This is a genomic window from Microbacterium sp. RD1, assembly GCF_052220165.1.
Classification (GTDB): domain Bacteria; phylum Actinomycetota; class Actinomycetes; order Actinomycetales; family Microbacteriaceae; genus Microbacterium.
This window is the reverse complement of sequence record NZ_JBQPOL010000002.1, coordinates 929,368-951,203: the sequence shown is the minus strand read 5'-3', so window position 1 is coordinate 951,203 and position 21,836 is coordinate 929,368. Positions and strand designations below refer to the sequence as shown.

Below are 21,836 nucleotides of genomic sequence, written 5' to 3'. Positions count from 1 at the left end.
TCGCCCGGGGGCCCGCGCCGCAATCCACAGGGTGAATCCGCGGGTGAAATCGCCGCTGTGGTCGCGGCCGCTCCTCGCCGAATCCGGCGCCCCCGCGGGCGGGTCAGCGGCTGAGCGAGGCCGCGGGCGGCAGCAACAGCGTGACGGTGGTGCCTCCGCCCAACGTCGAGGTGATCGCCACCTCGCCGCCGAGCCGCTCGACGATCTCGCGCACGCTCGCCAGCCCCACGCCGCTGCCGCCGTCGGCGGGATCGGCGAGGCGACCGCGCGCGTGCATGTCGAAGATGGTCGGAAGATCCTCGGGGGCGATGCCGCGGCCGGAGTCGGCGATCTTCACCGCGACCTCGGAGTGGGTGTCGGTGATCTCGATGCGGATGTCGCCGTCGGAATACTTCGCGGCGTTGTCGATGAGGTTCGCCACAGCTCGCCGCAGCACCGCGCCGTTGGTGCGCACGGTCGTCGACTCGTCGCCCGAGATCTGCAGGCGCTGGAACGCCTCGCCGGGGAGCATGAGCTCGCCCGCCTCGCGAACCAGGGCGGCGATGTGCACCGGGGCCAGCGGCTCGCCGGCGCCGCCGCGGATGTGCTGGGAGAGCTCGTCCATCATCGCCACGAGGTGATCGCTCACCGTCGCCACGCGGTCGACGAGCTCGCTGTGCTCGGGCGCGGCCTCCTGCAGCAGATCGACGTAGCCCCGCAGCGCCGTGATGGGGGAGAGGAAGTCATGGGCGAAGGCGCGCAGGAACGCCGCCCGCTCCTCCTCCTGACGCTTCATCGCGGTGAGGTCTCGGGTGATCTTGGCGTACCCGGTGAGCACGCCGCGCTCGTCGCGCACGGCGGTCAGGATGACCGCGGCCCAGAACGTCGAGCCGTCAGCGCGGACGCGCCATCCGGTGTCTTCGGCGGTGCCGTCGCGAGCGGCGAGCTCCAACAGCCGCGCCGGTTTGTGCTGCGCGCGCTCCTGCGGGCGGTAGAACCGTTCGAACGACTGCCCGATGATCTCGCGCGCCTTGTATCCCTTGATGCGCTCGGCGCCGGCGTTCCAGGTGCGCACGCGCCCGCTCGGGTCGAGGCGATAGATCGCGACGGATGTGACCTGGTGCGCCCAGTCGGATGCGGTGGTCAGCGAGGGAAGCGCCGTGACGGGGGCGATCGGGGCCGCGGCGTCGGGCGCGGGCGGCTGGGCCGCCCGGAAGGCAGGGTCGACGGGGTGGGCTCGCTCGTATGCGCGCTTGTGCATGACCGACCCCCGATGTGCGCGGATGCCGAGGCGCGGTTTGGCCTCGCCTCTAGCATGCCGTAAGCTGACTCTTTGGTGCTTGCCGCCCTGCCGGCGACACCGCGAACGTGAGCCCTCCAACTGGTGTTCTTCGCCGCGCGAAGCCCTCCGGAGCGGGATTCACGAACACCTCCGTTCGAATGAGAAAGCAGCACTATTGTGACGCGCACCTTTACTCCCAAGGCCGGCGAAGTCCAGCGCGAGTGGCTTGTGATCGACGCGACCGACGTCGTTCTCGGCCGTCTCGCCTCGCACGCCGCCGCTCTGCTCCGTGGCAAGCACAAGGCGACCTTCGCCAACCACATCGACGCGGGCGACTTCGTGATCGTCGTCAACGCCGACAAGGTGGCGCTGACCGGTCAGAAGCTCCAGAAGAAGATGGCCTACCGCCACTCGGGTTACCCGGGCGGCCTCAAGAAGGTCTCCTACGAGGAGCTCATGGAGAAGAACCCCGTCCGCGCGGTCGAGAAGGCCATCCGCGGCATGCTCCCCAAGAACAGCCTGGGCCGTCAGCAGCTGGGCAAGCTCAAGGTGTACGCCGGTGCCGAGCACCCGCACGCCGCTCAGCAGCCCAAGACGTACACCTTCGACCAGGTCGCCCAGTAAGCGCCGATTAAGGATTCACTCGTGTCGAACATCGAGAACTACTCCACTGAGACCCCGGTCGAGCAGGCCGCCGTCGCCGCCGAGCGTCCCGTCCTGAGCGTCCCCGGTGCCGCCGTCGGTCGCCGCAAGCAGGCCATCGCCCGCGTGCGCCTGGTGCCGGGCACCGGCGTCATCACCATCAACGGTCGCGAGTTCGAGGACTACTTCCCGAACAAGCTGCACCAGCAGCTCGTGACCGACCCCTTCACGGTGCTCAACCTCACCGGCGCGTACGACGTCATCGCGCGCATCTCCGGTGGCGGCGACTCCGGTCAGGCCGGTGCGCTGCGCCTCGGCATCGCCCGCGCCCTCAACCAGATCGACGCGGAGAACAACCGCCCGACGCTGAAGAAGGCCGGCTTCCTCTCTCGTGACGCGCGCGTCATCGAGCGCAAGAAGGCCGGTCTGAAGAAGGCCCGCAAGGCGCCTCAGTACTCGAAGCGCTGAGTTCGGCTCCATCCATGCCGCTTTTCGGCACGGACGGGGTGCGGGGGCTGGCCAACGGCCCCCTCACCGCCGACCTCGCACTGCACCTGGCCCAGGCGACCGCCGTCGTCCTGGGCCAGGGACGTACCGCCGACGCGCGCCGCGCGGCGGGTAAGCGCCTCACCGCCGTCGTCGCGCGCGACCCGCGCGTCTCCGGCGAGTTCCTCACCGCGGCCGTGGCCGCCGGCCTCGCCTCCTCCGGCGTGGACGTGCTCGACGCCGGTGTCATCCCGACGCCGGCCGCCGCCTTCCTCATCGGCGACATCGACGCCGACTTCGGGGTCATGGTCTCGGCCTCCCACAACCCCGCCCCCGACAACGGCATCAAGATCTTCGCCCGCGGCGGCGTGAAGCTCCCCGACCTCGTCGAGCAGCGCATCGAGGCGGCGCTGGAGTGGGACAAGCTCCAGCCCACGGGCGCGGGCGTCGGCCGCATCCGCCGGTTCGCGGATGCCGAAGACCGCTACGTCGTGCACCTGCTCGGCTCGCTCCCTCACCGACTCGACGGCATCCACGTCGTGCTGGACTGCGCGCACGGCGCTGCCGCCGGGGTGTCGCCCGAGACGTTCAAGGACGCCGGCGCGCAGGTGACCGTGATCGGTGCCGATCCCGACGGGCTCAACATCAACGACGGCGTGGGCTCGACCCACCTCGACGTGATCGCCGAGAAGGTTCGCGCCGTCGGTGCCGACGTGGGGATCGCCCACGACGGCGACGCCGACCGGTGCCTGGCGGTCGACGCGCAGGGCAACATCGTCGACGGCGACCAGATCATGGCGATCCTCGCGGTCGCGATGAAGGAGCGTGGGCACCTCGTCGACGACACTCTCGTGGCGACGGTGATGAGCAACCTCGGCCTCCACCGGGCGATGGCCGATCACGGCATCCGGGTCGTGCAGACCGCCGTCGGCGACCGGTACGTGCTCGAGGCGATGAACGCGCACGGATACGCGCTCGGCGGCGAGCAGTCGGGTCACGTCATCATGAGCGAGTTCGCCACGACCGGCGACGGCCTGCTCACCGGCCTGCACATCGTGGCCGAGATGGCGCGGCAGCAGAAGTCGCTCGCCGAGCTGGCGTCGGTGATGACCGTGTATCCGCAGGTGCTCGTCAACGTGCGCGACGTCGACCGCACGCGCGTGGCCACCGAGGAGGTCGTGCAGGCCGAAGTCGCCGCCGTGACCGCCGAGCTGGGCGACAGCGGACGCGTGCTGCTGCGCGCCTCCGGAACCGAGTCACTCGTTAGGGTGATGGTCGAGGCGGCGGATGCGGAATCCGCCCATGCGCACGCCGACCGCATCGCGGCCGTGGTGCGAGAACGCCTGGCTATCTGACCTTTCTGCACGGCGTCCGACATCCCGTGATCTCTTGCGGGGCGGCCCCCGCGGACGTATGGTTTGTTCACCTGGGGTGAACCATCGCGCGCCGTCTCGCGCGTGATGTGTTCGGGGGTCCCGGGACCTGATGGCGCGCCCGGTGGGCCGGCTCCGGGGGGACATCGCGGCCCCCGGGCGCGCGTCGGTCCACGTCGGCGGATGACGCGCGGCCGCATGCGGGCCCGGGTTTCGGCCGGGCGCTCCGGCGCAATATCGAAGTGTGACCTTCGTTACGACCGCGAAACAGTCGCCTGCCTATAGTGGAGCTGCAACGTAAGCCGTTGCGGGCCATCGTGACAAAAAACCACGGTGGAACATGAGAGACGTCGGCGTCCGCTCGTCCCGCGCGCCGTGCGCCGCGCTCGTCGTCAGCGTCTCTGCATCCTGCCAACCGCTCATTGTGAGACTGACATGACCGTGAACGTATCCGTCGTCGTCGGCAACCCCAAGCCGGCATCACGCACCCTGAAGGTGGCGACCGCGCTCGTCGAGCACCTGCTCGACCCCGGCTCCTTCGACCTGACCCTCATCGACCTGGCCGACCACGAGGCCGACATCTTCGCGTGGCCGTCCGAGAAGATGGCGGCCCTGAACGCCAGTGTCGCCGAGAGCGATCTGGCCGTTTTCGCGTCGCCGACATACAAGGCCACCTACACCGGACTCCTCAAGGCCTTCCTCGACCGGTACCCGGCGAACGGCCTCGCGGGGGTCGTCGCCATCCCGCTCCTCACCGGGGCCGACCAGACGCACTCCATGGGTCCGACGCACTCGCTCGCGCCGTTACTGGCCGAGCTCGGCGCCATCGTGCCGGGGCGCGGACTCTACTTCGTCGCGAGCCAGATGGACCGCCTCGACGAGCTCGTGAGCGCCGCGGCCGCGGAGTACCGCGGCAACCTCTCCCGCCTGGCGCGCGTGGCCGCGCACGCCGGCACGGTCGAGGGGGTCTCGCGGTGACGATCGAGCACGGCACCGCGTTCGACCAGCGCGCGTACCGCGACGCGCTCGGCCACTTCGCCTCCGGAGTGACGATCATCAGCGGCATCGACGAGGACGGGCCCATCGGGTTCACGTGCCAGTCGTTCTACAGCGTGTCGATGGATCCCCCGCTCATCTCTTTCAGCGTCATGACGAACTCGACGACCTACCCCCGCATCCGCGACACCGGACGGTTCGCCGTGAACGTGCTCTCGCACCACCAGCACACCGTCTCGAGCCAGTTCGCCCGCAAGGGCTCCGACAAGTGGACCGGGATCGAGTGGAGTCCGACCCGCGAGGGGAACCCGGTCATCCACGATTCGTTGATGTGGCTGGACTGCGACATCTGGGCGGAGCACGAGGCGGGAGATCACCACATCGTCATCGGCAAGGTGAACGAGATGAGCCCGTCGGAGTGGCATCGGCACGAGCCGCTGCTGTTCTTCAAGGGCGCGTACCGGCACCTGCGAGACCTCGCGAGCTGAACCCGCGTCACGAGCGGAGTGCGTTCCACGAGCGGAGTGCTGGCGCGAGGGGAGTGCGTTCCACGAGCGGAGTGCGGGCGCGAGCCATCCGGACCTCCCGTCGTGAGATGCACTCCCTCGGATGCGTTCGCCCGCGGCGCGCCGCTCGACTTGCGTGAATCGGCTGCTAAATGCGTCGATTTAGCAGCCGATTCACGCAAGGGGGGAGGGTCAGGGCGACACCGAGCGATCGAGCGACTCGATGTAGCGCAGCAGCACGCCCTCGCGCAGCGCCCACGGCGACACCTCGAGCTCCTCGACGTCGAGCGCCTTCATCGCTGCGTGCAGCACGACGGCGCCCGCGACGATCTGGAACGTCCGGTCGGGCGTGATGCCGGGGAGCTCCTGCCGGGTGGCGGCGGGGATGCGGGCCAGCCGCGGGATCCAGGCCTTCAGCTCGCGGCGGGGGAGCACCATCCGCTCGATGCCCGACCATCCGGGCACCGGATAGCCGGCGAGCTTGGCGAGCGAGCGGATGGCCTTCGACGATCCGACGACGTGATCGGGGCGCGGAAGCCCGGCGAAGCGCGCGGCAACCGGGTCGAGGACGGATGCCGCGTGGCGGCGGAGCGCCTCGATCTCGAAGTCGTTCGGCGGGTCGTCGGGGAGGAACTGCACGGTCATGCGGCCGGCTCCCAGCGGCACCGACTCGGCCAGGTCGGGGAGCTCGTCGGCTCCGCCGGCGAGCTCGAGCGATCCTCCGCCGATGTCGAACAGCAGGATCTGCCCCGCCGACCAGCCGAACCAGCGTCGCACCGCGAGGAATGTGTACCGCGCCTCGGTCTCGCCCCCGAGCACCTGCAGCGGCTGCCCCAGCGCGGCCTCGATGCGGGCGATCACCGCTTCGCCGTTCGTCGCGTCGCGGACGGCGGAGGTGGCGGTGGCCAGCAACTCGTCGACACCCTCGGCCGCGGCGGTCTCACGTGCCTGCGCCACCGCATCCACGAGCCCGGTGACGCCCTCGCGGGAGATCGACCCGTCGGGCTCGAGGTAGCGCATCAGTCGCAGCACGGTGCGCTGGCTGGTCGTCGCCGTCGGGCGCCCGCCCGCGTGCACGTTGGCCACCAGGAGATGGACGGTGTTCGAGCCGATGTCCAGAACCCCGAGGCGCACGGGTAGAGCGTAGCGGTGCGGCGCCCCTCAGCGGCGCGACGAACGCAGGCGACGTGTCTCACACCACGCGGTGAAGGCACCGTAGGCCGCCAGCGCTCCGGCGACCAGCGCGACGAAGACGCCGGTCAGCGGCCGTTCCCACCGGAGGTCGGCCGCCCGCGCGAGAAGCGAGAGGCAGATCGCGGCAAGGCTCAGCAGCTGCGCGAAGAACAGCGCGCGGAACGCGCTCCACCGGCGATCCCACAGCAGTGCGACGTTGACGACTCCGGTGAGGCTCAGCACGGCTCCGGTGACCCGCCCGGTCAGCGGCGTGAGCTCCCACGGCCACACGGCGGCGGCCCACACCGGGGCGAGGTAGACGACGGCGCCGAAGACGAACGCCGCCGCACCGATCACCGTGAGCCCCACCGCGGCGAATGCGGGGACCACGACGTCACCGGGCTCGGCGTCTCGGCGCGCACGGCGCCGCTGCACGATCCACAGCGCCGTCACGACGAACGGCGTCGTCGCGTACAGCACGATCCACACCGCGAACGACAGGTTCGCCGAGAACCGGTCGAGATGCAGCAGGGTGGCCCCGAGGAGTGCCCCCGCGAACACCGCCACCGCGGGGAACCCGTGCTCGACGCGGTGCCACCGCCGCTCTCTCACCACCCACGCGAAGTACCCGATGCCGCCCACGTACGCCGACGCCAGGAGATAGGCCGACAGCGGCGGGGTGATCGGCCAGGCGAACAGCTCGCCGGTGCGGTCGGGGAAGACGAAGAGCAGGCACGCCGCGATGACGAGGAACGGCAGGATCGCCAGCGCCACCCCTCGCGTGGTCCGCAGCACCGCGTCGTCGCGCGCGCCGGCAGGGGCGCGAGCCTCAGTGCGCCACGGCATCCAGCACCTCCTGCGGCGCCATCGCCGTGCCCCGGACGATCGCCGCGTCGAGCTCGGCGCGCGCGCCGTCGTCGAGCGCCGCGAGAGCGGGCGCGTAGAGGGCGGCCTGGCCGCTGTCGACCATGCCCATGCGCCGTCGCACGGCGGATGCGGCGCCGAGGAGCAGCCCCGCGTCTTCGACGTCGCCGCGCAGCGCCGCGACCCCGGCGCATCCTTCGAAGCCGTAGGCGATGCCCTCGTCGTGCCCGAGCGCGAGCGACGCCTGCAGCCCCTCGCGGAAGTCGGATGCGGCGCCGTCGATGTCGCCCCGGGCCAGCCGCGCCCATCCGCGGTGATGTTCGGCGATCACGATGCCGAGGCGCTCGCGGTTGGCCGTGGCCAGTTGCAGGCTCCGCTCGAACCGCGTGAGGGCGCCGTCGGTGTCGCCCAGCAGCAGGTCCACGCGGCCCATCGTCACCAGCGCCATGGCCTCGCCCCAGCGATCTCCGATGGACGAGAACCCGTCGATGGCGCGCGTGAGGACCTCCCGCGCGGCGGGGACGTCGGGGCCGGTCGTCCGGGCGAGGAGTGCCAGTCCGAGCGACACGCGCGCGAGCGCGGCGCCGCCGGGGTCGCCCGATCGCTCGAAGAGGTCGGCGCTGCGCGTGAGCCCCGGGACGACGTCGACCTCGGGATGCTGCCAGAACTCGATCGCGTGCGCGTAGTACTGGGCGACCGCCTCGGTCCACGGTCGGAGCGGGATCCCCTCCCGCACGCAGCGCTCCAGCATCTGCGACATCCGGGTCTGCTGGCTACCCAGGAGCCCCGCCAGCCACGCGTAAAGATAGAGCGCCCACGCCATCCGGGCCAGGTCGTCGTCGCGGCGGTCGTCGAGGAGGAACTGCAGCACGGCGTCGAGGTTCTCCGACTCGGCGACGAGGCGGTTCAGCCACCCGAGCTGCTCCGAGCCGGTCATGTCGCGCGACGCGGTCTCGCTGAGCGTGCGATAGTGCTCCGACCACCGCTCTCGCACCGCGTCGTCGCGGCCGAGCTCGTCGGCGTACGCGTGCACGAGGGAGAGGAGGGTGAAGACCCGCTCGCCGCGCCGCTCGCGCTGCTGCACGAGGCTCGCCTCCACGAGCACATCCAGGGCGCTCGCGGCGTCCACCCCTTCCGCCCCGGCGAGCGTGGCCTCGGCGGCGGCGCGGGTGAACGGCCCCGCGAACACGGCGAGGGCGCCGAGGGCGACACGGCTCGACGGGTCGAGCAGGCGCGCGCTCCACTCGATGGTGCTGCGGATCGTGCGCTGTCGTGCCGGCAGATCTCGCGCGCCGTCGACCAGCAGCGACAGGGCCGAGTCGAGCTTCTCGAGGATCTCGCGCGGCGTGTGCGACCGCATCCGCGCCGCCGCCAGCTCGATGGCCAGCGGGACACCGTCGAGCGCCCGGCAGATGGCGGCGATCGTGGCGGCATCGGCCTGGGTCAGCCGGAAGCCCGGGAGGACGGCGGTCGTCCGCTCCAGGAAAAGGGCGACGGATGCGGTCGCCTCGAGCGCGGCCACGCTCTCGTCGTCGCCGGGGGAGGCTAGGGGCGCCACGGCGTAGACGTGCTCGGCGCGCAGGCGCAGCGGCGACCGACTGGTCACGAGCACGGTGAGGAGGGGGAGGGCGGTGATCAGCCGGACGAGGACGTCGGCGGCGTCGAGCACCTGCTCCATGTTGTCCAGCACGAGGAGCAGGTCGCGGCCGTCGAGGGCCGCGAGGACCGCCGACTCCAGCGGGCGCTCGCCGGCGTCTCGCACACCGATCGCCCGCGCGACGGCGGGGAGGACGTCATCCGGGGACGTGATCGACTCCAGGAGCACGAACGCGACCTCGGTGTCTGCCGTCAGGGTCGTCGCGACCTCGATGGCCAGGCGCGACTTGCCGATACCGCCGGGCCCGACGAGCGTGACGATGCGCGTGCCGGGGGTGCGCAGCATCCGCACGATCTCGTCGCGCTCCCTCTCGCGGCCGATGATCGGCGTGTAGGCGGCCGGGATGGCGCTCCCGGGCGTGGTGTTCGACCCGCCCGCGCGGCCGGGTGCGCTCGCGCGGGCGGCGGCGTCGAAGCGATCGGCGAGGAGGGTGGCGAGGTCGCCCGCGACGAGCTCACGCAGCTCGGCGGCGTCGCGGAACGACTTGTACGACACGCGGTCGTCGTCGCGGATGCGGGCGAGCATCGCCTTCAGCCGCTCCTCGCGATCGGGAGCGGGCGCCTTGATGTAGATGAGCAGCGGCAGGTCGCCGGAAAGGCGGTACTCGTCCTCGAGTCCCGAGATCTGCTCGTCGGGGGCGACCCATCCGTAGCTCTGCCAGTAGATGCCGACGAAGATGTCGCTCTGCTCGAGGTACGCCCGGTAGAGCGAGCGCGGCGGGTGCGGCCGCGCGCCGAGCTCGAACATCACCGGTGCGAGGCGCAGGCTCTCGACCGCTTCGCGTACCGCCGCTCGTTCGGGCTGCAACTCCCCGAGGGTCGAACTGACGAAGACGCGGAGGCGTTGGTCGGGCGTCCTGATCGGGTCGGACTCCATAGTCGCCATCTCCGGGCTGGGATTCTCGCGAGGCCAGGATAGCGCGGGCCTCCCCGCGCCGGGAGGGCCGCGCGGAGCGCCGGGAGTAGCATGGGCGCGTGCCCGCCGAGACCGCCGCGCCCGCCGAGGTGCTGAGCCTGTACCGCGACATCGATCGGGCCGAATGGGCCCGCATGGCATCGGGGATCCCGCAGCCGCTCACCGAGACCGAGGTCGTGCAGCTGAGAGGCCTCGGCGATCGGCTCGATCTGCAGGAGGTGCGCGAGGTCTACCTGCCGCTCAGCCGGCTGTTGAGCCTGTACGCCAAGGCCACGCAGCGGCTCGGTGCCGACACCAGCGCCTTCCTGGGCGAGGACGACGGGACCACCCCGTTCGTCATCGGGGTGGCAGGCTCGGTCGCCGTGGGGAAATCCACCATCGCGCGCCTGCTGCGCGAGCTCATGAGCCGCTGGTCCGACACCCCTCGGGTGGAACTGGTGACCACCGACGGCTTCCTCTACCCCAACGACGAGCTCGAGCGCCGCGGGCTGATGGAGCGCAAGGGCTTCCCCGAGTCGTACGACCGGCGGGCCCTCGTGGAGTTCCTCAGCGAGGTCAAGAGCGGCGCGGCCGAGGCGCGTGCGCCGTTCTACTCCCACATGCGGTACGACATCATGCCCGACGCGCACGTGACGGTGCGCCGCCCCGACGTCGTGATCGTCGAGGGACTCAACGTGCTGCAGCCGCCGCCCGCACCGAACGACGTCGCGGTGAGCGAGTTCTTCGACTTCTCGATCTACGTCGACGCCGACGCCGGCCACATCGAGCAGTGGTACGTCGAGCGGTTCCTGGCGTTGCGCAAGGCCGCGTTCAGCAACCCGAACTCGTACTTCAAGGTGTTCGCCGACATCACCGACGAGGTCGCCGTCGAACGCGCCCTCCGCTTCTGGCGCGAAATCAACCTGCCGAACCTCGTCGAGAACGTGCTCCCCACCCGGCACCGGGCGTCGCTCGTGCTACAGAAGGCGGCCAACCACACCGTCGAGCGGGTGCTGCTGCGGAAGCTGTAGCGCCATCGCCCGCTCGCCGAACCCACACCTCCTGCGTCAACCCGCGCACTTTCGCCGCCCAGGGCGGCGGGTTCGGGCGAAGAAGGTGGGTTCGCGGGCCGGGGGTGGGAGAGACGCGAGCGCGCTGGCGTTTCCCGCCCGCGCACGCTATTGTTTCGGCTGGGGAGTGTCTTGCTGTGCGTACCGCGCAGCGAGATGCGCAGTGAGTCTGGGGGGACGACATGGGGATTTTTGGCGTGTGCCGCGCACGAACCGCGTGGCAGCGAGACGAAGACAGCGTGACGACGGGACACGAGCGTTGAGGATTCCGCTCGTCGACGTCGCCGCACAGCACGCGGAGCTGGCTCCCGAGCTCGAGCCGCTCATCCTCGACGTGATCCGGTCGGGGCACCTCGTCGGCGGTCCGCACGTGGCCGCCTTCGAACGCGCCTACGCCGATTTCGTCGGCACCGCGCACGGCTTGGGCGTGGCCAACGGCACCGACGCCATCGAGATCGCGCTGCGCGCGGTCGGTGTGGAAGCGGGCGATGAGGTTCTCGTGCCCGGGAACACCTTCATCGCCACCGCCGAAGCCGCGTCGCGTATCGGTGCGCGACCTGTTCCCGTCGACGTCGACCCGGTGCACCTGCTGATCGACCCGGATGCCGTCGCCGCCGCCGTGACGCCGCGCACGAGCGCGATCGTGCCGGTTCACCTCTACGGACAGGTGGCGCCCATGGAGCAGCTCACCACCATCGCCGCCGCACACGGACTGCCGATCGTGGAGGACGCCGCCCAGGCGCAGGGCGCTCGCCGCAACGGGCGCAGCGCGGGAGCCTGGGGCCTCGCCGCCGCCACGTCGCTCTACCCCGGGAAGAACCTCGGCGCCTACGGCGACGCCGGTGCGATCACCACGGACGACGCCGAGGTCGACGCGCGCATGCGGCTCGCGGCCAATCACGGCTCGCGCGAGAAGTACGTCCACGAGGTCGTCGGGATGAACTCGCGCCTCGACGCCGTGCAGGCCGCCATGCTCACGGTGAAGCTGCGGCACCTGCCCGCGTGGAACGCGCGTCGGCGCGAGATCGCCGAGCGTTACGATCGGCTCATCGAGGGCGGGGAACACCTCCAGCTGCCGAAGACCATGGCGGGCAACGAGGACGCGTGGCACCTGTACGTGATCCGGGTCGACGACCGGGAGGGCGTACGCGCCGCCCTGGGACGTGCCGACATCGAGGCGGGGGTGCACTACCCGCAGCCGTGGTACCTGTCGCCGGCCTATGAGCATCTCGGCTACCGCGCGGGGACCTGCCCTGTGGCCGAGGACGCCGCCGCGCGCATCCTCTCTCTGCCCATCCACCCGCACCTCGACCAGGCGCAGCAGGAACGTGTCGTCGACGCCCTGCACCAGGCGGTGAACTCGTGAGCGGCCGCGCGCGCGGCGGAGGACCGCACGTCCTCATCATCGTTCAGAACCTGCCGGTGCCGCTGGACCGGCGGGTCTGGCTGGAGTGCCGGGCGCTGATCGCGCGCGGGTACCGGGTGAGCGTCATCTGCCCTCGCGGGCCGCAGGATGATGCGTTCGAGCACCTCGACGGCGTCGACATCTACCGCTATCGTCCCGCCCCGGAAGCCCGCGGGCTGCTCGGGTACGTGTGGGAGTTCGCCTACAGCTGGGTGCGGACCGCACTGCTGTCGCTGCGGGTCTGGCGCCGCGGGCGCTTCGACGTCCTGCAGGCCTGCAACCCGCCCGACACGTACTGGCTCCTGGCCCTGCTGTGGCGCCTTCGCGGTGTGCTGTTCGTGTTCGACCATCACGACCTGAACCCCGAGCTGTACCTCTCACGTTTCGGCACGCCCCAGAGCCTGCCGGCGCGACTGCAGTACCGTGGCCTGCTCTGGCTGGAGCGCCGCACCTTCCGGGCGGCTCATCGGATCCTGTCCACGAACGAGTCGTACAAGGCGATAGCGGTGGCGCGCGGCGACCGCGACCCGCGCGAAGTGACCGTCGTGCGCAGCGGGCCCGACACGGAACAGATGCGACCGATTCATCCGGAAACCCCCCGCGCGAAGGACGAGATCGTTCTGGCGTACCTCGGCATCATGGGCCCGCAGGACGGCGTCGACCGGGCGCTCGCCGTCATCGACGAGCTCGTGCACCGCCGGGGCCGCACCGAGATCCGTGCGACCATGCTCGGTTTCGGCGACTGCCTGGAGGAGTTGCGTGAGGAGAGCGTCCGCTTGGGACTGGCCGACAGGGTCGTCTTCACCGGGCGCGTGGACCGAACGGCGATCGCCGAGTATCTGAGCCGCGCCGACATCGGCCTCTGCCCCGACCTCAAGACGCCCTTGAACGACGTGTCGACCATGAACAAGACGATGGAGTACATGGCGTACGGGCTCGCGTCGGTGTCCTTCGACCTCGCTGAGACCCGGGTGTCGGGCGGCGACACCGTCCTGTACGCGCCGTCGGGCGACATCGCGGCGTTCGCGGATGCTGTCGAGCGTCTCATCGACGACCCGCAGTTGCGCGTGGCGATGGGCCGGCAGGCCCGCGCCCGGGTCGTCGGCGAACTCGACTGGCGTCCGCAGGCCGAGAAGTACGTCGCGGTCTTCGACGAGCTCACGGGCTGGTCGCAGCCCGGTCCGGCGGTGCCGCCGACCACGGAGCGCAAGACCGCCGACGACCATGGACGGCCGTACGTGGATCTCGACGACGCCGCCGAGCTCGACAGCTTCTTGCGGGAGCGGGGGGCACGCGCATGACCATCGTCATCGGCATGCACGACCTCCTCGCCCGGATGGCCGCCGAGCGACCGCGCTCTCCCGCGGTGTCCTTCCAGGACGAGACGGTGGAGTACGGAACGCTGTGGAGGCAGGTGCGCTCGTTCGCCGCGCACCTCGCCGACCGCGGCGTGGGCCGCGGCGATCGCGTGGGGATCTACCTGGAGAAGCGACTGGAGACGGTCGTCGCGATCTTCGGCGCCTCCGCGGCCGGCGCCGTCTTCGTGCCCGTGAACCCGGTCCTCAAGCCCGGCCAGGTGGCGCACATCCTCCGCGACAGCGGAGCGAGGTTGCTCGTGACCTCCGCCGCCCGGCTCGGGCCGCTCGACGAGGCCCTGTCGGACACCGCCGTCACGGACGTGGTCGTCGTCGGGGGGCCGCCGCGTCCGCTCGAGGGGCGCACGGTGGAGCCGTGGCCCTCCGCGGCGAGCTTCACCGCGCGACGCCCGCCGGAACTGGTCGACAGCGAACCCGCCGCGATCCTGTACACCTCGGGGAGCACCGGGCCGCCGAAGGGCGTGGTGCTCAGCCACCGCAACCTCGTCGTGGGTGCGGAGAGCGTGAGCAGCTATCTGCGCAACACCGCGGAGGACGTCATCCTGAGCGTCCTCCCGCTCAGCTTCGACGCCGGGCTCAGTCAGCTGACCACGTCGTTCGCCGTCGGCGCGCACTGCGTCCTGATGAACTACCTGCTGCCGCGGGACGTGCCGCGGATCTGCGAGCAGTACGGCGTGACCGGACTGACCTGCGTGCCTCCGCTGTGGCGCCAGCTGGTCGGCGTGCTGTGGCCCGAGGAGACGGCTCGGCGCATCCGCTACTGGGCGAACACCGGTGGCCGCATGCCGAAGATGACCCTCGACATGCTGCGGGCGACCTTCCCGACGGCCTCGCCGTACCTGATGTACGGCCTGACGGAGGCGTTCCGCTCCACCTACCTCGATCCGGCGGAGGTGGACCGGCGGCCTGACTCCATCGGCAAGGCCATCCCGAACGCGGAGGTGCTCGTCCTCGACCCCGACGGTAAGCGCTGCGCCCCCGGAGAACCGGGAGAGCTCGTCCACCGGGGGCCACTGGTCGCGCTGGGCTACTGGAACGACGCCGAGCGGACCGCCGAGCGGTTCCGGCAGTTCCCGCACGAGGACCAGCCGTGGCGCGCGCCCGAGCGCGCCGTCTGGTCGGGCGACACGGTCGTGACCGACGAGGACGGGTACCTGTACTTCGTCGCCCGCGCGGACGAGATGATCAAGACCTCCGGATATCGCGTGAGCCCCACCGAGATCGAGGAGGCGACCTACGCCACCGGCCTCGTCGCCGACGCCGTCGCCTTCGGGGTCGATGACGCTGCTCTCGGGCAGCGCATCGTGCTCGTCGTCGCCGGCAGCGACGCGCCGCCCGAGGTCGATGCCCTGCTGGCCGCGCTGCGGCAGGTGCTGCCGTTGTACATGGTGCCCGCGCACGTGCACGTCCGCGACGAGCTGCCGCGCTCGCCCAACGGGAAGTTCGATCGAGCGGCGATCCGGTCGGAGGTGGGGGCATGAGCCCGCAGGAGCACATCGAGCGCTTCGGGGTGCAGGACGGTCAGCTCGTCGTCGGCGGCGTACCGCTGCGCCGGTTGGCGGCCCGTGTCGGGTCGACCCCGTTCTTCGCCTACGACCGCGGTCTGCTGGACGAGCGGGTCGACACGCTGCGTGCGGCCCTGCCCTCGCGGGTCGAACTGAGCTACGCGATGAAGGCGAACCCGATGCCCGCGATCGTGCAGCATCTCGCCCGCCGCGTCGACCGCATCGACGTCGCATCCTCTCTCGAGATGCTCGTCGCGCTGGACACCGGCATGAGCCCCGACCGGATCAGCTTCGCCGGGCCGGGCAAGACTTCCGCCGAGCTCGCGCAAGCGGTGGCCGCCGGCGTCATCGTCGAGGTCGAGTCATCGGGCGAGCTGCGTCGCCTCGTCGCCGCCGGTGAGGCGGCGGGAGTGACCCCGACTGTCGCGGTGCGCGTCAATCCCGACTTCGCGATCAAGGGCTCGGGCATGCGGATGGGCGGCGGTCCCCAGCAGTTCGGGATCGATGCCGAGCAGGTCCCCACGGTGCTGCGGGACTTCGCCGACGCCGAGGTCGATGTGATCGGCTTCCACGTGTTCGGCGGTTCCCAGAACTTGAACGCGGAGGTCATCGCGCGGGCACAGGCCGAGACGGTGCAACTCGTCGCGTCTCTGGCCGAACACTCCCGGACGCCCCCGCGATACGTGAACCTCGGCGGCGGCTTCGGCATCCCCTACGTGGATCGCGACCGCCCGCTGGACCTGGATGCCGTGGCCGCGGCGCTGCACGAGCTCGTCGACGGGGAATTCGCCGCGCGACTGCCGGAGGCCACGCCGGTCATCGAACTCGGCCGCTACCTCGTCGGAGAGTGCGGCGTGTACGTCACTCGGGTCGTTGACCGCAAGGTCTCCCGCGGAACGACCTTCCTCGTCGTCGACGGCGGAATGCACCATCAGCTGGCCGCTTCGGGGAACTTCGGACAGGCCATCCGCCGCAACTATCCGCTCACCGTCGGTGATCGCCTGGGCGTCGAGAGCGAGACCGCCACGGTGGTTGGCTGCCTGTGCACGCCGTTGGACCTCCTCGGCGACAAGGTCGACATCCCCTCCGCCGACGTCGACGATCTCGTCGTCATCTTCCAGGCGGGCGCCTACGGTCTGACGGCGAGCCCGACGGCCTTCCTGGGCCACCCCGCCCCCGCAGAAGTCCTGGTGTGATCGCCGGAACGACGGCGCACACGACACGCAAAGAAGGAGTACCCGTGACCACCCAGACAGTGGACATCGTCCGCGACGTCCTCATCGAGACACTCGAGCTCTCGCAGCGACCCGAGGAACTCGACCGCGACACGCCCCTGTTCGGCGCGCTGCCCGAGCTCGACTCGTTCGGTGTCGTCCAGCTCGTCGCCGCCCTGGAGGACCGCTTGGGGATCCTCATCGACGATGACGAATTCGGCGCAGAGCTCTTCGAGACGGTCGGAACCCTGACCGACTTCGTCGCCGGCAAGACCGGCACCGCTTAATCCCCGGTGCCCCGCGGCAGACGGCGATGTCACCAGGCGACGAGCGCGAGCTCGCTGTAGACGTAGTCGACCTGCGCGTCGTCCCATCCGTCGCCGCGCACCATCTTGGCGCGCGGCTGTGCGATCGCACGAGCCGGCGACGGCACGAAGCCCAGGAGGCGCGGCTCGGCGAGCGTTGCGGCCAGTCCATGCCGCGCCAGTCGCGTGCGCACCGCCGGCCAGGCCTCGCGGAGCAGTTCTCCACTGCCGCCCGCGTACAGCACCGTCGCAAACAGCGGCAGCCGCTTGCGACGATCGCGGCGATAGATCACGTAGGCGTAGTCCCGCCCGCGCTGAACGACGAGGTGCCGCGCCGCGGCCGCCCGTCGGTGATCTCGGAACACCGACGCATCCGTCCCCGTGAGCACCTGCGCGATCGCGTCGGGATCCTCCGACAGCCGGACGCCGGCGGGTCTGCGCGACGGCAGGTTCGGCGCCAGCCAGGTCGCCGTGTCGAGCCGCCGGAAGCCCAGGCGCTCGTTCAGCGCGACGACATTGCCGCTGGGGGAGAGGTCCGTGAATACGTATCCCTTCTGCGCCAGCAGTGCCCGTATCAGCCGCAGTCCGTGCGCCCGGGCGTCCTCACGGACGCAGAAGGCGGCCAGATTGCACACGGCGATCGTGCCGCCGGGGGCGGGACGCTCGGAGTACACGGCCGCATAGGCGCCGACGACGGAGCCGGCGTCGTCGAAGAGCGCGAAACCCCGGTTCGGCGCGTCGGCCGACCACGGCGGCCGCATCAGCTGCTCCCATGCCGCAACGGAGACGCGGGGGTTGAGCTCACGGTGGAGGAACTCCGCAACGGTGGGCACATCGGCCTCGCCGATCGGGCGGACGGTCGGGCGGGCAGGCATGGCGTCAGCCTAGAGGCTGACCGAGGAGAGGATCGGCCATGACCAGCATCGTCATCGCCGCGCACGACGAGGAGGCCGTCATCGGACGCTGCCTCGACGCACTGCTCGCGCAGGAGCCCCGGCCCGAGATCGTGGTGAGCGCGAACGGATGCACCGACCGCACCGTCGAGAGGGCGACGAGGCCGGGCGTGACGGTCGTCGACCGCAGCGCACCGGGGAAGGCCGCGGCCTTGAACGCGGGTGACGCCGTGGCGACGGGGTTCCCCCGCATCTATCTCGACGCCGACATCGTGCTGCCGACGGGGGCGGTCGCCGAGCTGGCCGCTGCGGTGGAGGAGGGCGCCTTGGTGGCGGTCCCCAGCCGCCGGATGGACGTGACCGGACGGCCCTGGCCGGTGCGCGCATACGTCGCGATCAACAGCCGCCTGCCGGCCTTCCGGCGCGGACTCTTCGGCCGCGGCGTCATCGCGATCTCCCGTGAGGGGCGTGCGCGCTTCGATGGCTTCCCCGAGGTCATCGCCGACGACCTGTTCCTGGATGCGCAGTTCGGTGAGGACGAGCGCACGGTCGTCACGTCCTTCGCCGTCGTGGTCGAGGCGCCTCGGACCACTCGCGATCTGCTCAACCGTCTCGCGAGAGTCCGGCGCGGCAACGCCCAACTCCGCTCCGTGCTGGGGGAGAGTGTGCGACCGGCCGATCGTTGGGCGTGGCTCCGTGACGTGGTGCTGCCCCGCCCCTGGTTGGCGCTGCCGGCCGTCGCGTACGTTGTGCTGACGCTCCTCGCGGCCCGCCGCGGACGCCGCGCCGATGAATCCTGGGGGCGCGACTCGAGCACGCGGACACCCCTCGGAGAGGAGACCTCATGATCATCAACCTGTGCTTCCACGGCGTGGGGGTGTGCAGCCGCGAACGCGAGCCCGGCGAGGCGCGCTACTGGATCGCGGTCGATCCGTTCCGTCGCATCCTGGATGATGTGGCCGAGCGCCCGAACGTCCGCCTCAGCTTCGACGACGGCAACCGGTCCGACATCGACATCGCGCTGCCCGAACTGAAGGAGCGCGGTCTGACGGCGACGTTCTTCGCGCTGGCGGGAAGACTGGATGACGGCGACAGCGTCGACGCCTCCGCGCTGCGATCGCTGCGCGCGGCCGATATGGGTGTCGGTTCCCACGGGTGGAGTCACGTGCCCTGGCGGGGATTGTCGGCGAACGACATCCGTCGGGAGTTCTACGACGCGCGTGAGGCGCTCGCGGAGGCCAGCGCCGGACCGATCACCGAGGCGGCGTTCCCCCTCGGACGCTATGACCGCTCGACACTGCGGGCCCTGCGGACGGCGGGATACCGCGCGGTCTTCTCGAGCGATCGGTTCCCGGCCCGGGCATCGTCGTGGCTGCAGGCCCGCTACAGCGTGACCGCCGGGGACGACGCCGCGTCGGTTCGCACGCTCATCGAGCGCCGCGTGGGCGCGCGCGAAGCCCGCAACGTCGCTGCCAGCATCGTGAAGAGGCTGCGATGACCGACACCTCTCCCAACGTCGCGGAGGTGCTGCTGGGCGGTGCGCCCGACGACGCCGTCGCTCTGGTCGACGGCGACCGCACCCACACGTATGGAGAGGTGCGGGATGCGGTGGCGACGGTGGCCGCCCGGCTGCGGGAGGCAGCCCCGGCGTCGGGAACGACGGTGGGGCTCTCCGCCCCCAACGGACTGTTCTGGGTGGCGGCCTACCTGGGAGCGATGCAGGCGGGGCTGCCGGTCGTCCCCCTGCCCGTCGGCATCCCACCGGCGGAGGCGGCTGCTCGGCTGCACTGGGCCGGGGCCTCCATCGCGATGGTCGCCCCGAACGCATCGCGGACTCTCGGAGCGCAGGAGAGTTCGGAGTTCGTCGTGCTGACCCCCGACGCACTGACCGAGCGCGTGGTGCGATGGCGGGACCGGCCCGTCGCCGATGTCCAGCCGGATGACGATGCGGCGTACCTCTTCACGTCGGGGACGACGGGAACGCCCCGCGCCGTCCGGCTGACCCACCGCAACATCGTGGCCAACACCGCCTCCATCCTCGGATACCTCGACCTTCGGGCCGACGACCGGGCGCTCGTGGTGCTGCCGTTCAGCTACGTCTTCGGGGCATCGCTCCTGCACACGCACCTGCGGGCGGGGGCATGCCTGGTGCTGCACGGCTCCACCGCCTACCCGGAGACGGTGGTGAACGCGCTGGATGATCACCGCTGCACCGTCTTCGCGGGAGTGCCATCGGTCTTCCACACGCTGCTGCGCAACAGCTCGTTCCCGCGCCGGGCGCTGCCGCACCTGCGGATGGTGCAGCAGGCCGGCGGACGACTCCCGCGACCGCTCCTGCGCGAGCTGACCGAGGCCCACCCGGGCGCCCGCCTGCACGTGATGTACGGACAGACCGAAGCGACCGCCCGGCTCTCGGCGCTGGACCCGGATGAGCTGAGCCGGCGCCCCGGCTCCATCGGGCGAGGGATCCCCGGGGTGCGCCTGCGCGTCATGGACGATCAGGGCGCCGACGTCGCCCCGGGAGAGGTCGGCGAGATCAGAGCGTGGGGCGAGAACGTGTCGCCCGGCTACCTCCACGATGCCGAGGCGACGGCCCGCAAGATGCCGGGGGGTGAGCTCCACACCGGCGACCTGGCGACCGTCGACGAGGACGGCTACATCTTCGTCATCGACCGCAGCGAAGACTTCGTCAAATCATGGGGCCACCGCATCGCGAGCCAGGACGTGGAGGCCGCGGCGATGGAGATCCGCGATCTCGTGGCGGCGGCCGCAGTCGGCGTCCCGGACGCGGCGGCAGGCGAACGCGTCGCGCTGGCGGTCGTGGTCCGCCGCGGCGCGCACGTGAGCGAGGACGACGTGATCGCACGATGTCGCGCGCTGCTGCCCAGGTACGCCGTGCCCGCGACGGTCCTCATGGTCGACGAGCTGCCGCTGAACGCGAACGGGAAGGTCGTGAAACGGGAGATCCGCTCCTGGGTCCTCGGCCGGGAGGGAGTCGACGATGACCGCGCGGGCTGAGAGAGCGCGTCGGAGATCGCGCGGGTGGATGGTCGCGGTGGGGGGTGCCGCCGCGCTGGCCGTCGTCGTTGCCACCCTGATCTGGCGCTCACTCGCCGTGCCCGCCCCCGAGCTGCCCGAGGAGCTCACGGCGGCGGAGCTCGACGCGCTCGGCGAGCGCCGGGTCTTCTTCGCTCATCAGTCTGTCGGCGGCAACGTCCTGGGAGGACTCGCAGAGGTCGCCGACGAGGAGCGCATCGTGGCGACCACCGTCCCTGGCGCGGTGTCGGCGGGGACGATCGCCCATGCGTCGGTAGGCGTGAACGGCGACCCGCAGAGCAAGGTGGACGAGTTCACCGCGATCCTCGACGCCGGGATGGCGGATGCCGTCGATGTGGCAGTGCTGAAGCTCTGCTACACCGACATCACCGGTGCCTCCGATCCGGACGCCGTCTTCGAGCTGTACAGCGAGGCGCTCGAGGCCGTCGCGTCGCGCCATCCGGACGTCTCGGTCATCGCCGCCACCGTGCCGCTGACGACCCAGCGCGACCTCGTCAGCACCGTGAAGACGTGGCTCGGCCGAGACGACGGTCTCGGCGACGAGCACAACGCCGCCCGCGACCGGTTCAACCAACTCGTGCGCCAGGAGTACGCCGCAACAGGACGCCTGTTCGACATCGCCGCCGTCGAGACCGCCTCCGCCGCGCCAGCGGCGGGGCCGCCGTCTCTGCATCCGGCTTTCGCGGCCGATTCCGGCCACCTCAACGCCGCCGGAGCCCGTGCCGCTGCCGTCGAGTTCGCGCGGGTGGTCGCCGGGCACGCCGCCGGATGAGCATTCAGGGGGTGGGGATCGACATCGCCGACGTGCGGCGGTTCTCCCGGCTCCTGGAGCGCTCCGGCGACGGCTTCGCCACCAGGTGGTTCTCACCGGCGGAGGTGGAGATGTGCCGCGCCCGCCGTCGACCGGCCGTCGGCTTCGCGGAGCACTTCGCCGTCAAAGAGGCGGTGTGGAAGGCGCTCGGGCCCGACCGCTGGACGCAGCCGCTGGCGTGGCGGCAGATCGAGGTAACCGGCGACACCCGCCTGCCTGGACCGGCCGTGAGCCTCCACGGCTTCGCCGCCGATCTCGCCGGCGCCGATGCGATGCTGCACGTGACGGTGGCCACCCGGGGTGACCTCGTCGTCGCGACAGTCGTCCTCAGCGTCGCGGACGACTGAC

At 71.1% G+C, this 21,836-nt stretch carries 21 protein-coding genes; 16 read left to right on the top strand and 5 right to left on the bottom strand.

Annotated features, from left to right (window positions below; all coding sequences use genetic code 11):
• Positions 1-103 precede the first annotated feature (103 nt).
• Complete coding sequence (locus tag ACTU3I_RS13290; protein ID WP_442926171.1) at positions 104-1,240, bottom strand: PAS domain-containing sensor histidine kinase; 1,137 nt, start codon at positions 1,238-1,240, stop codon at positions 104-106.
• Positions 1,241-1,438: 198 nt separating this feature from the next.
• Between ACTU3I_RS13290 and rplM the strand changes: the two genes are divergently transcribed.
• The 5 genes from rplM (at position 1,439) to ACTU3I_RS13265 (ending at position 5,246) form a co-directional block, all read left to right on the top strand.
• Entirely contained in the window at positions 1,439-1,885 is a 447-nt protein-coding gene (gene rplM / locus ACTU3I_RS13285) for a 50S ribosomal protein L13 (RefSeq protein ID WP_442926170.1), read from the top strand.
• A 21-nt stretch (positions 1,886-1,906) separates the two neighbouring features.
• On the top strand, positions 1,907-2,371 hold the full coding sequence (rpsI, locus tag ACTU3I_RS13280) for a 30S ribosomal protein S9 (RefSeq protein WP_442926169.1): 465 nt from the start codon (positions 1,907-1,909) through the stop codon (positions 2,369-2,371).
• Positions 2,372-2,385: 14 nt separating this feature from the next.
• Complete coding sequence (gene glmM, locus ACTU3I_RS13275; RefSeq protein ID WP_442926168.1) at positions 2,386-3,744, top strand: phosphoglucosamine mutase; 1,359 nt, start codon at positions 2,386-2,388, stop codon at positions 3,742-3,744.
• A gap of 453 nt (positions 3,745-4,197) precedes the next feature.
• Positions 4,198-4,740 (top strand): NADPH-dependent FMN reductase, encoded by a 543-nt coding sequence (locus ACTU3I_RS13270; RefSeq protein ID WP_442926167.1) that lies wholly within the window; start codon positions 4,198-4,200, stop codon positions 4,738-4,740.
• Positions 4,737-5,246, top strand: coding sequence for a flavin reductase family protein (locus tag ACTU3I_RS13265; protein ID WP_442926166.1), 510 nt, complete (start codon positions 4,737-4,739; stop codon positions 5,244-5,246). The genes ACTU3I_RS13270 and ACTU3I_RS13265 overlap by 4 nt, the downstream gene beginning before the upstream one ends.
• Before the next feature lie 210 nt (positions 5,247-5,456).
• Here the strand turns inward: ACTU3I_RS13265 and ACTU3I_RS13260 are convergent, their stop codons facing one another.
• From ACTU3I_RS13260 to ACTU3I_RS13250, 3 genes are read right to left on the bottom strand one after another with little or no spacing between them, the layout of a single operon-like run.
• A complete protein-coding gene (locus tag ACTU3I_RS13260; RefSeq protein WP_442926165.1) occupies positions 5,457-6,398 on the bottom strand; it encodes a Ppx/GppA phosphatase family protein in 942 nt (313 codons plus the stop codon).
• Positions 6,399-6,425: 27 nt separating this feature from the next.
• Positions 6,426-7,283 (bottom strand): hypothetical protein, encoded by an 858-nt coding sequence (locus ACTU3I_RS13255; RefSeq protein ID WP_442926164.1) that lies wholly within the window; start codon positions 7,281-7,283, stop codon positions 6,426-6,428.
• Positions 7,267-9,834, bottom strand: a complete 2,568-nt coding sequence (locus tag ACTU3I_RS13250; RefSeq protein WP_442926163.1) for a DUF4062 domain-containing protein — start codon at positions 9,832-9,834, stop codon at positions 7,267-7,269. Before ACTU3I_RS13250 ends, ACTU3I_RS13255 begins: the two co-directional genes overlap by 17 nt.
• 98 nt (positions 9,835-9,932) lie before the next feature.
• Between ACTU3I_RS13250 and coaA the strand changes: the two genes are divergently transcribed.
• The 6 genes from coaA (at position 9,933) to ACTU3I_RS13220 (ending at position 16,709) form a co-directional block, all read left to right on the top strand.
• Positions 9,933-10,883, top strand: a complete 951-nt coding sequence (gene coaA, locus ACTU3I_RS13245; RefSeq protein WP_442926162.1) for a type I pantothenate kinase — start codon at positions 9,933-9,935, stop codon at positions 10,881-10,883.
• Between the two features lie 298 nt (positions 10,884-11,181).
• Complete coding sequence (locus tag ACTU3I_RS13240; RefSeq protein WP_442926161.1) at positions 11,182-12,288, top strand: DegT/DnrJ/EryC1/StrS family aminotransferase; 1,107 nt, start codon at positions 11,182-11,184, stop codon at positions 12,286-12,288.
• Positions 12,285-13,628 carry a glycosyltransferase family 4 protein gene (locus ACTU3I_RS13235; RefSeq protein WP_442926160.1) on the top strand — a complete coding sequence of 448 codons (1,344 nt, stop codon included), beginning with the start codon at positions 12,285-12,287 and terminating at the stop codon, positions 13,626-13,628. The genes ACTU3I_RS13240 and ACTU3I_RS13235 overlap by 4 nt, the downstream gene beginning before the upstream one ends.
• Positions 13,625-15,184, top strand: a complete 1,560-nt coding sequence (locus ACTU3I_RS13230; RefSeq protein WP_442926159.1) for an acyl-CoA ligase (AMP-forming), exosortase A system-associated — start codon at positions 13,625-13,627, stop codon at positions 15,182-15,184. Before ACTU3I_RS13235 ends, ACTU3I_RS13230 begins: the two co-directional genes overlap by 4 nt.
• A complete protein-coding gene (locus ACTU3I_RS13225) occupies positions 15,181-16,404 on the top strand; it encodes a pyridoxal-dependent decarboxylase, exosortase A system-associated (RefSeq protein ID WP_442926158.1) in 1,224 nt (407 codons plus the stop codon). Before ACTU3I_RS13230 ends, ACTU3I_RS13225 begins: the two co-directional genes overlap by 4 nt.
• A 44-nt stretch (positions 16,405-16,448) precedes the next feature.
• Positions 16,449-16,709: an acyl carrier protein gene (locus tag ACTU3I_RS13220; RefSeq protein ID WP_442926157.1), complete on the top strand. Its 261-nt coding sequence runs from the start codon at positions 16,449-16,451 to the stop codon at positions 16,707-16,709.
• A 29-nt stretch (positions 16,710-16,738) separates the two neighbouring features.
• Here the strand turns inward: ACTU3I_RS13220 and ACTU3I_RS13215 are convergent, their stop codons facing one another.
• The gene (locus ACTU3I_RS13215; protein ID WP_442926156.1) at positions 16,739-17,602 is read right to left on the bottom strand and encodes a GNAT family N-acetyltransferase; all 864 of its coding nucleotides are present in this window, start codon (positions 17,600-17,602) and stop codon (positions 16,739-16,741) included.
• Positions 17,603-17,640: 38 nt separating this feature from the next.
• Here ACTU3I_RS13215 and ACTU3I_RS13210 point away from each other — a divergent pair, with 38 nt between their 5' ends.
• Genes ACTU3I_RS13210 through acpS form a run of 5 tightly spaced genes read left to right on the top strand, consistent with a single transcriptional unit; the run spans position 17,641 to position 21,835 of the window.
• Positions 17,641-18,468 carry a glycosyltransferase gene (locus tag ACTU3I_RS13210; RefSeq protein ID WP_442926155.1) on the top strand — a complete coding sequence of 276 codons (828 nt, stop codon included), beginning with the start codon at positions 17,641-17,643 and terminating at the stop codon, positions 18,466-18,468.
• Entirely contained in the window at positions 18,465-19,118 is a 654-nt protein-coding gene (locus tag ACTU3I_RS13205; protein WP_442926154.1) for a polysaccharide deacetylase family protein, read from the top strand. Before ACTU3I_RS13210 ends, ACTU3I_RS13205 begins: the two co-directional genes overlap by 4 nt.
• Positions 19,115-20,638 carry a class I adenylate-forming enzyme family protein gene (locus ACTU3I_RS13200; protein ID WP_442926153.1) on the top strand — a complete coding sequence of 508 codons (1,524 nt, stop codon included), beginning with the start codon at positions 19,115-19,117 and terminating at the stop codon, positions 20,636-20,638. The genes ACTU3I_RS13205 and ACTU3I_RS13200 overlap by 4 nt, the downstream gene beginning before the upstream one ends.
• Positions 20,622-21,449, top strand: coding sequence for a hypothetical protein (locus ACTU3I_RS13195; RefSeq protein ID WP_442926152.1), 828 nt, complete (start codon positions 20,622-20,624; stop codon positions 21,447-21,449). Before ACTU3I_RS13200 ends, ACTU3I_RS13195 begins: the two co-directional genes overlap by 17 nt.
• Positions 21,446-21,835: a holo-ACP synthase gene (acpS, locus tag ACTU3I_RS13190; protein WP_442926151.1), complete on the top strand. Its 390-nt coding sequence runs from the start codon at positions 21,446-21,448 to the stop codon at positions 21,833-21,835. The genes ACTU3I_RS13195 and acpS overlap by 4 nt, the downstream gene beginning before the upstream one ends.
• Position 21,836: the final 1 nt, after the last annotated feature.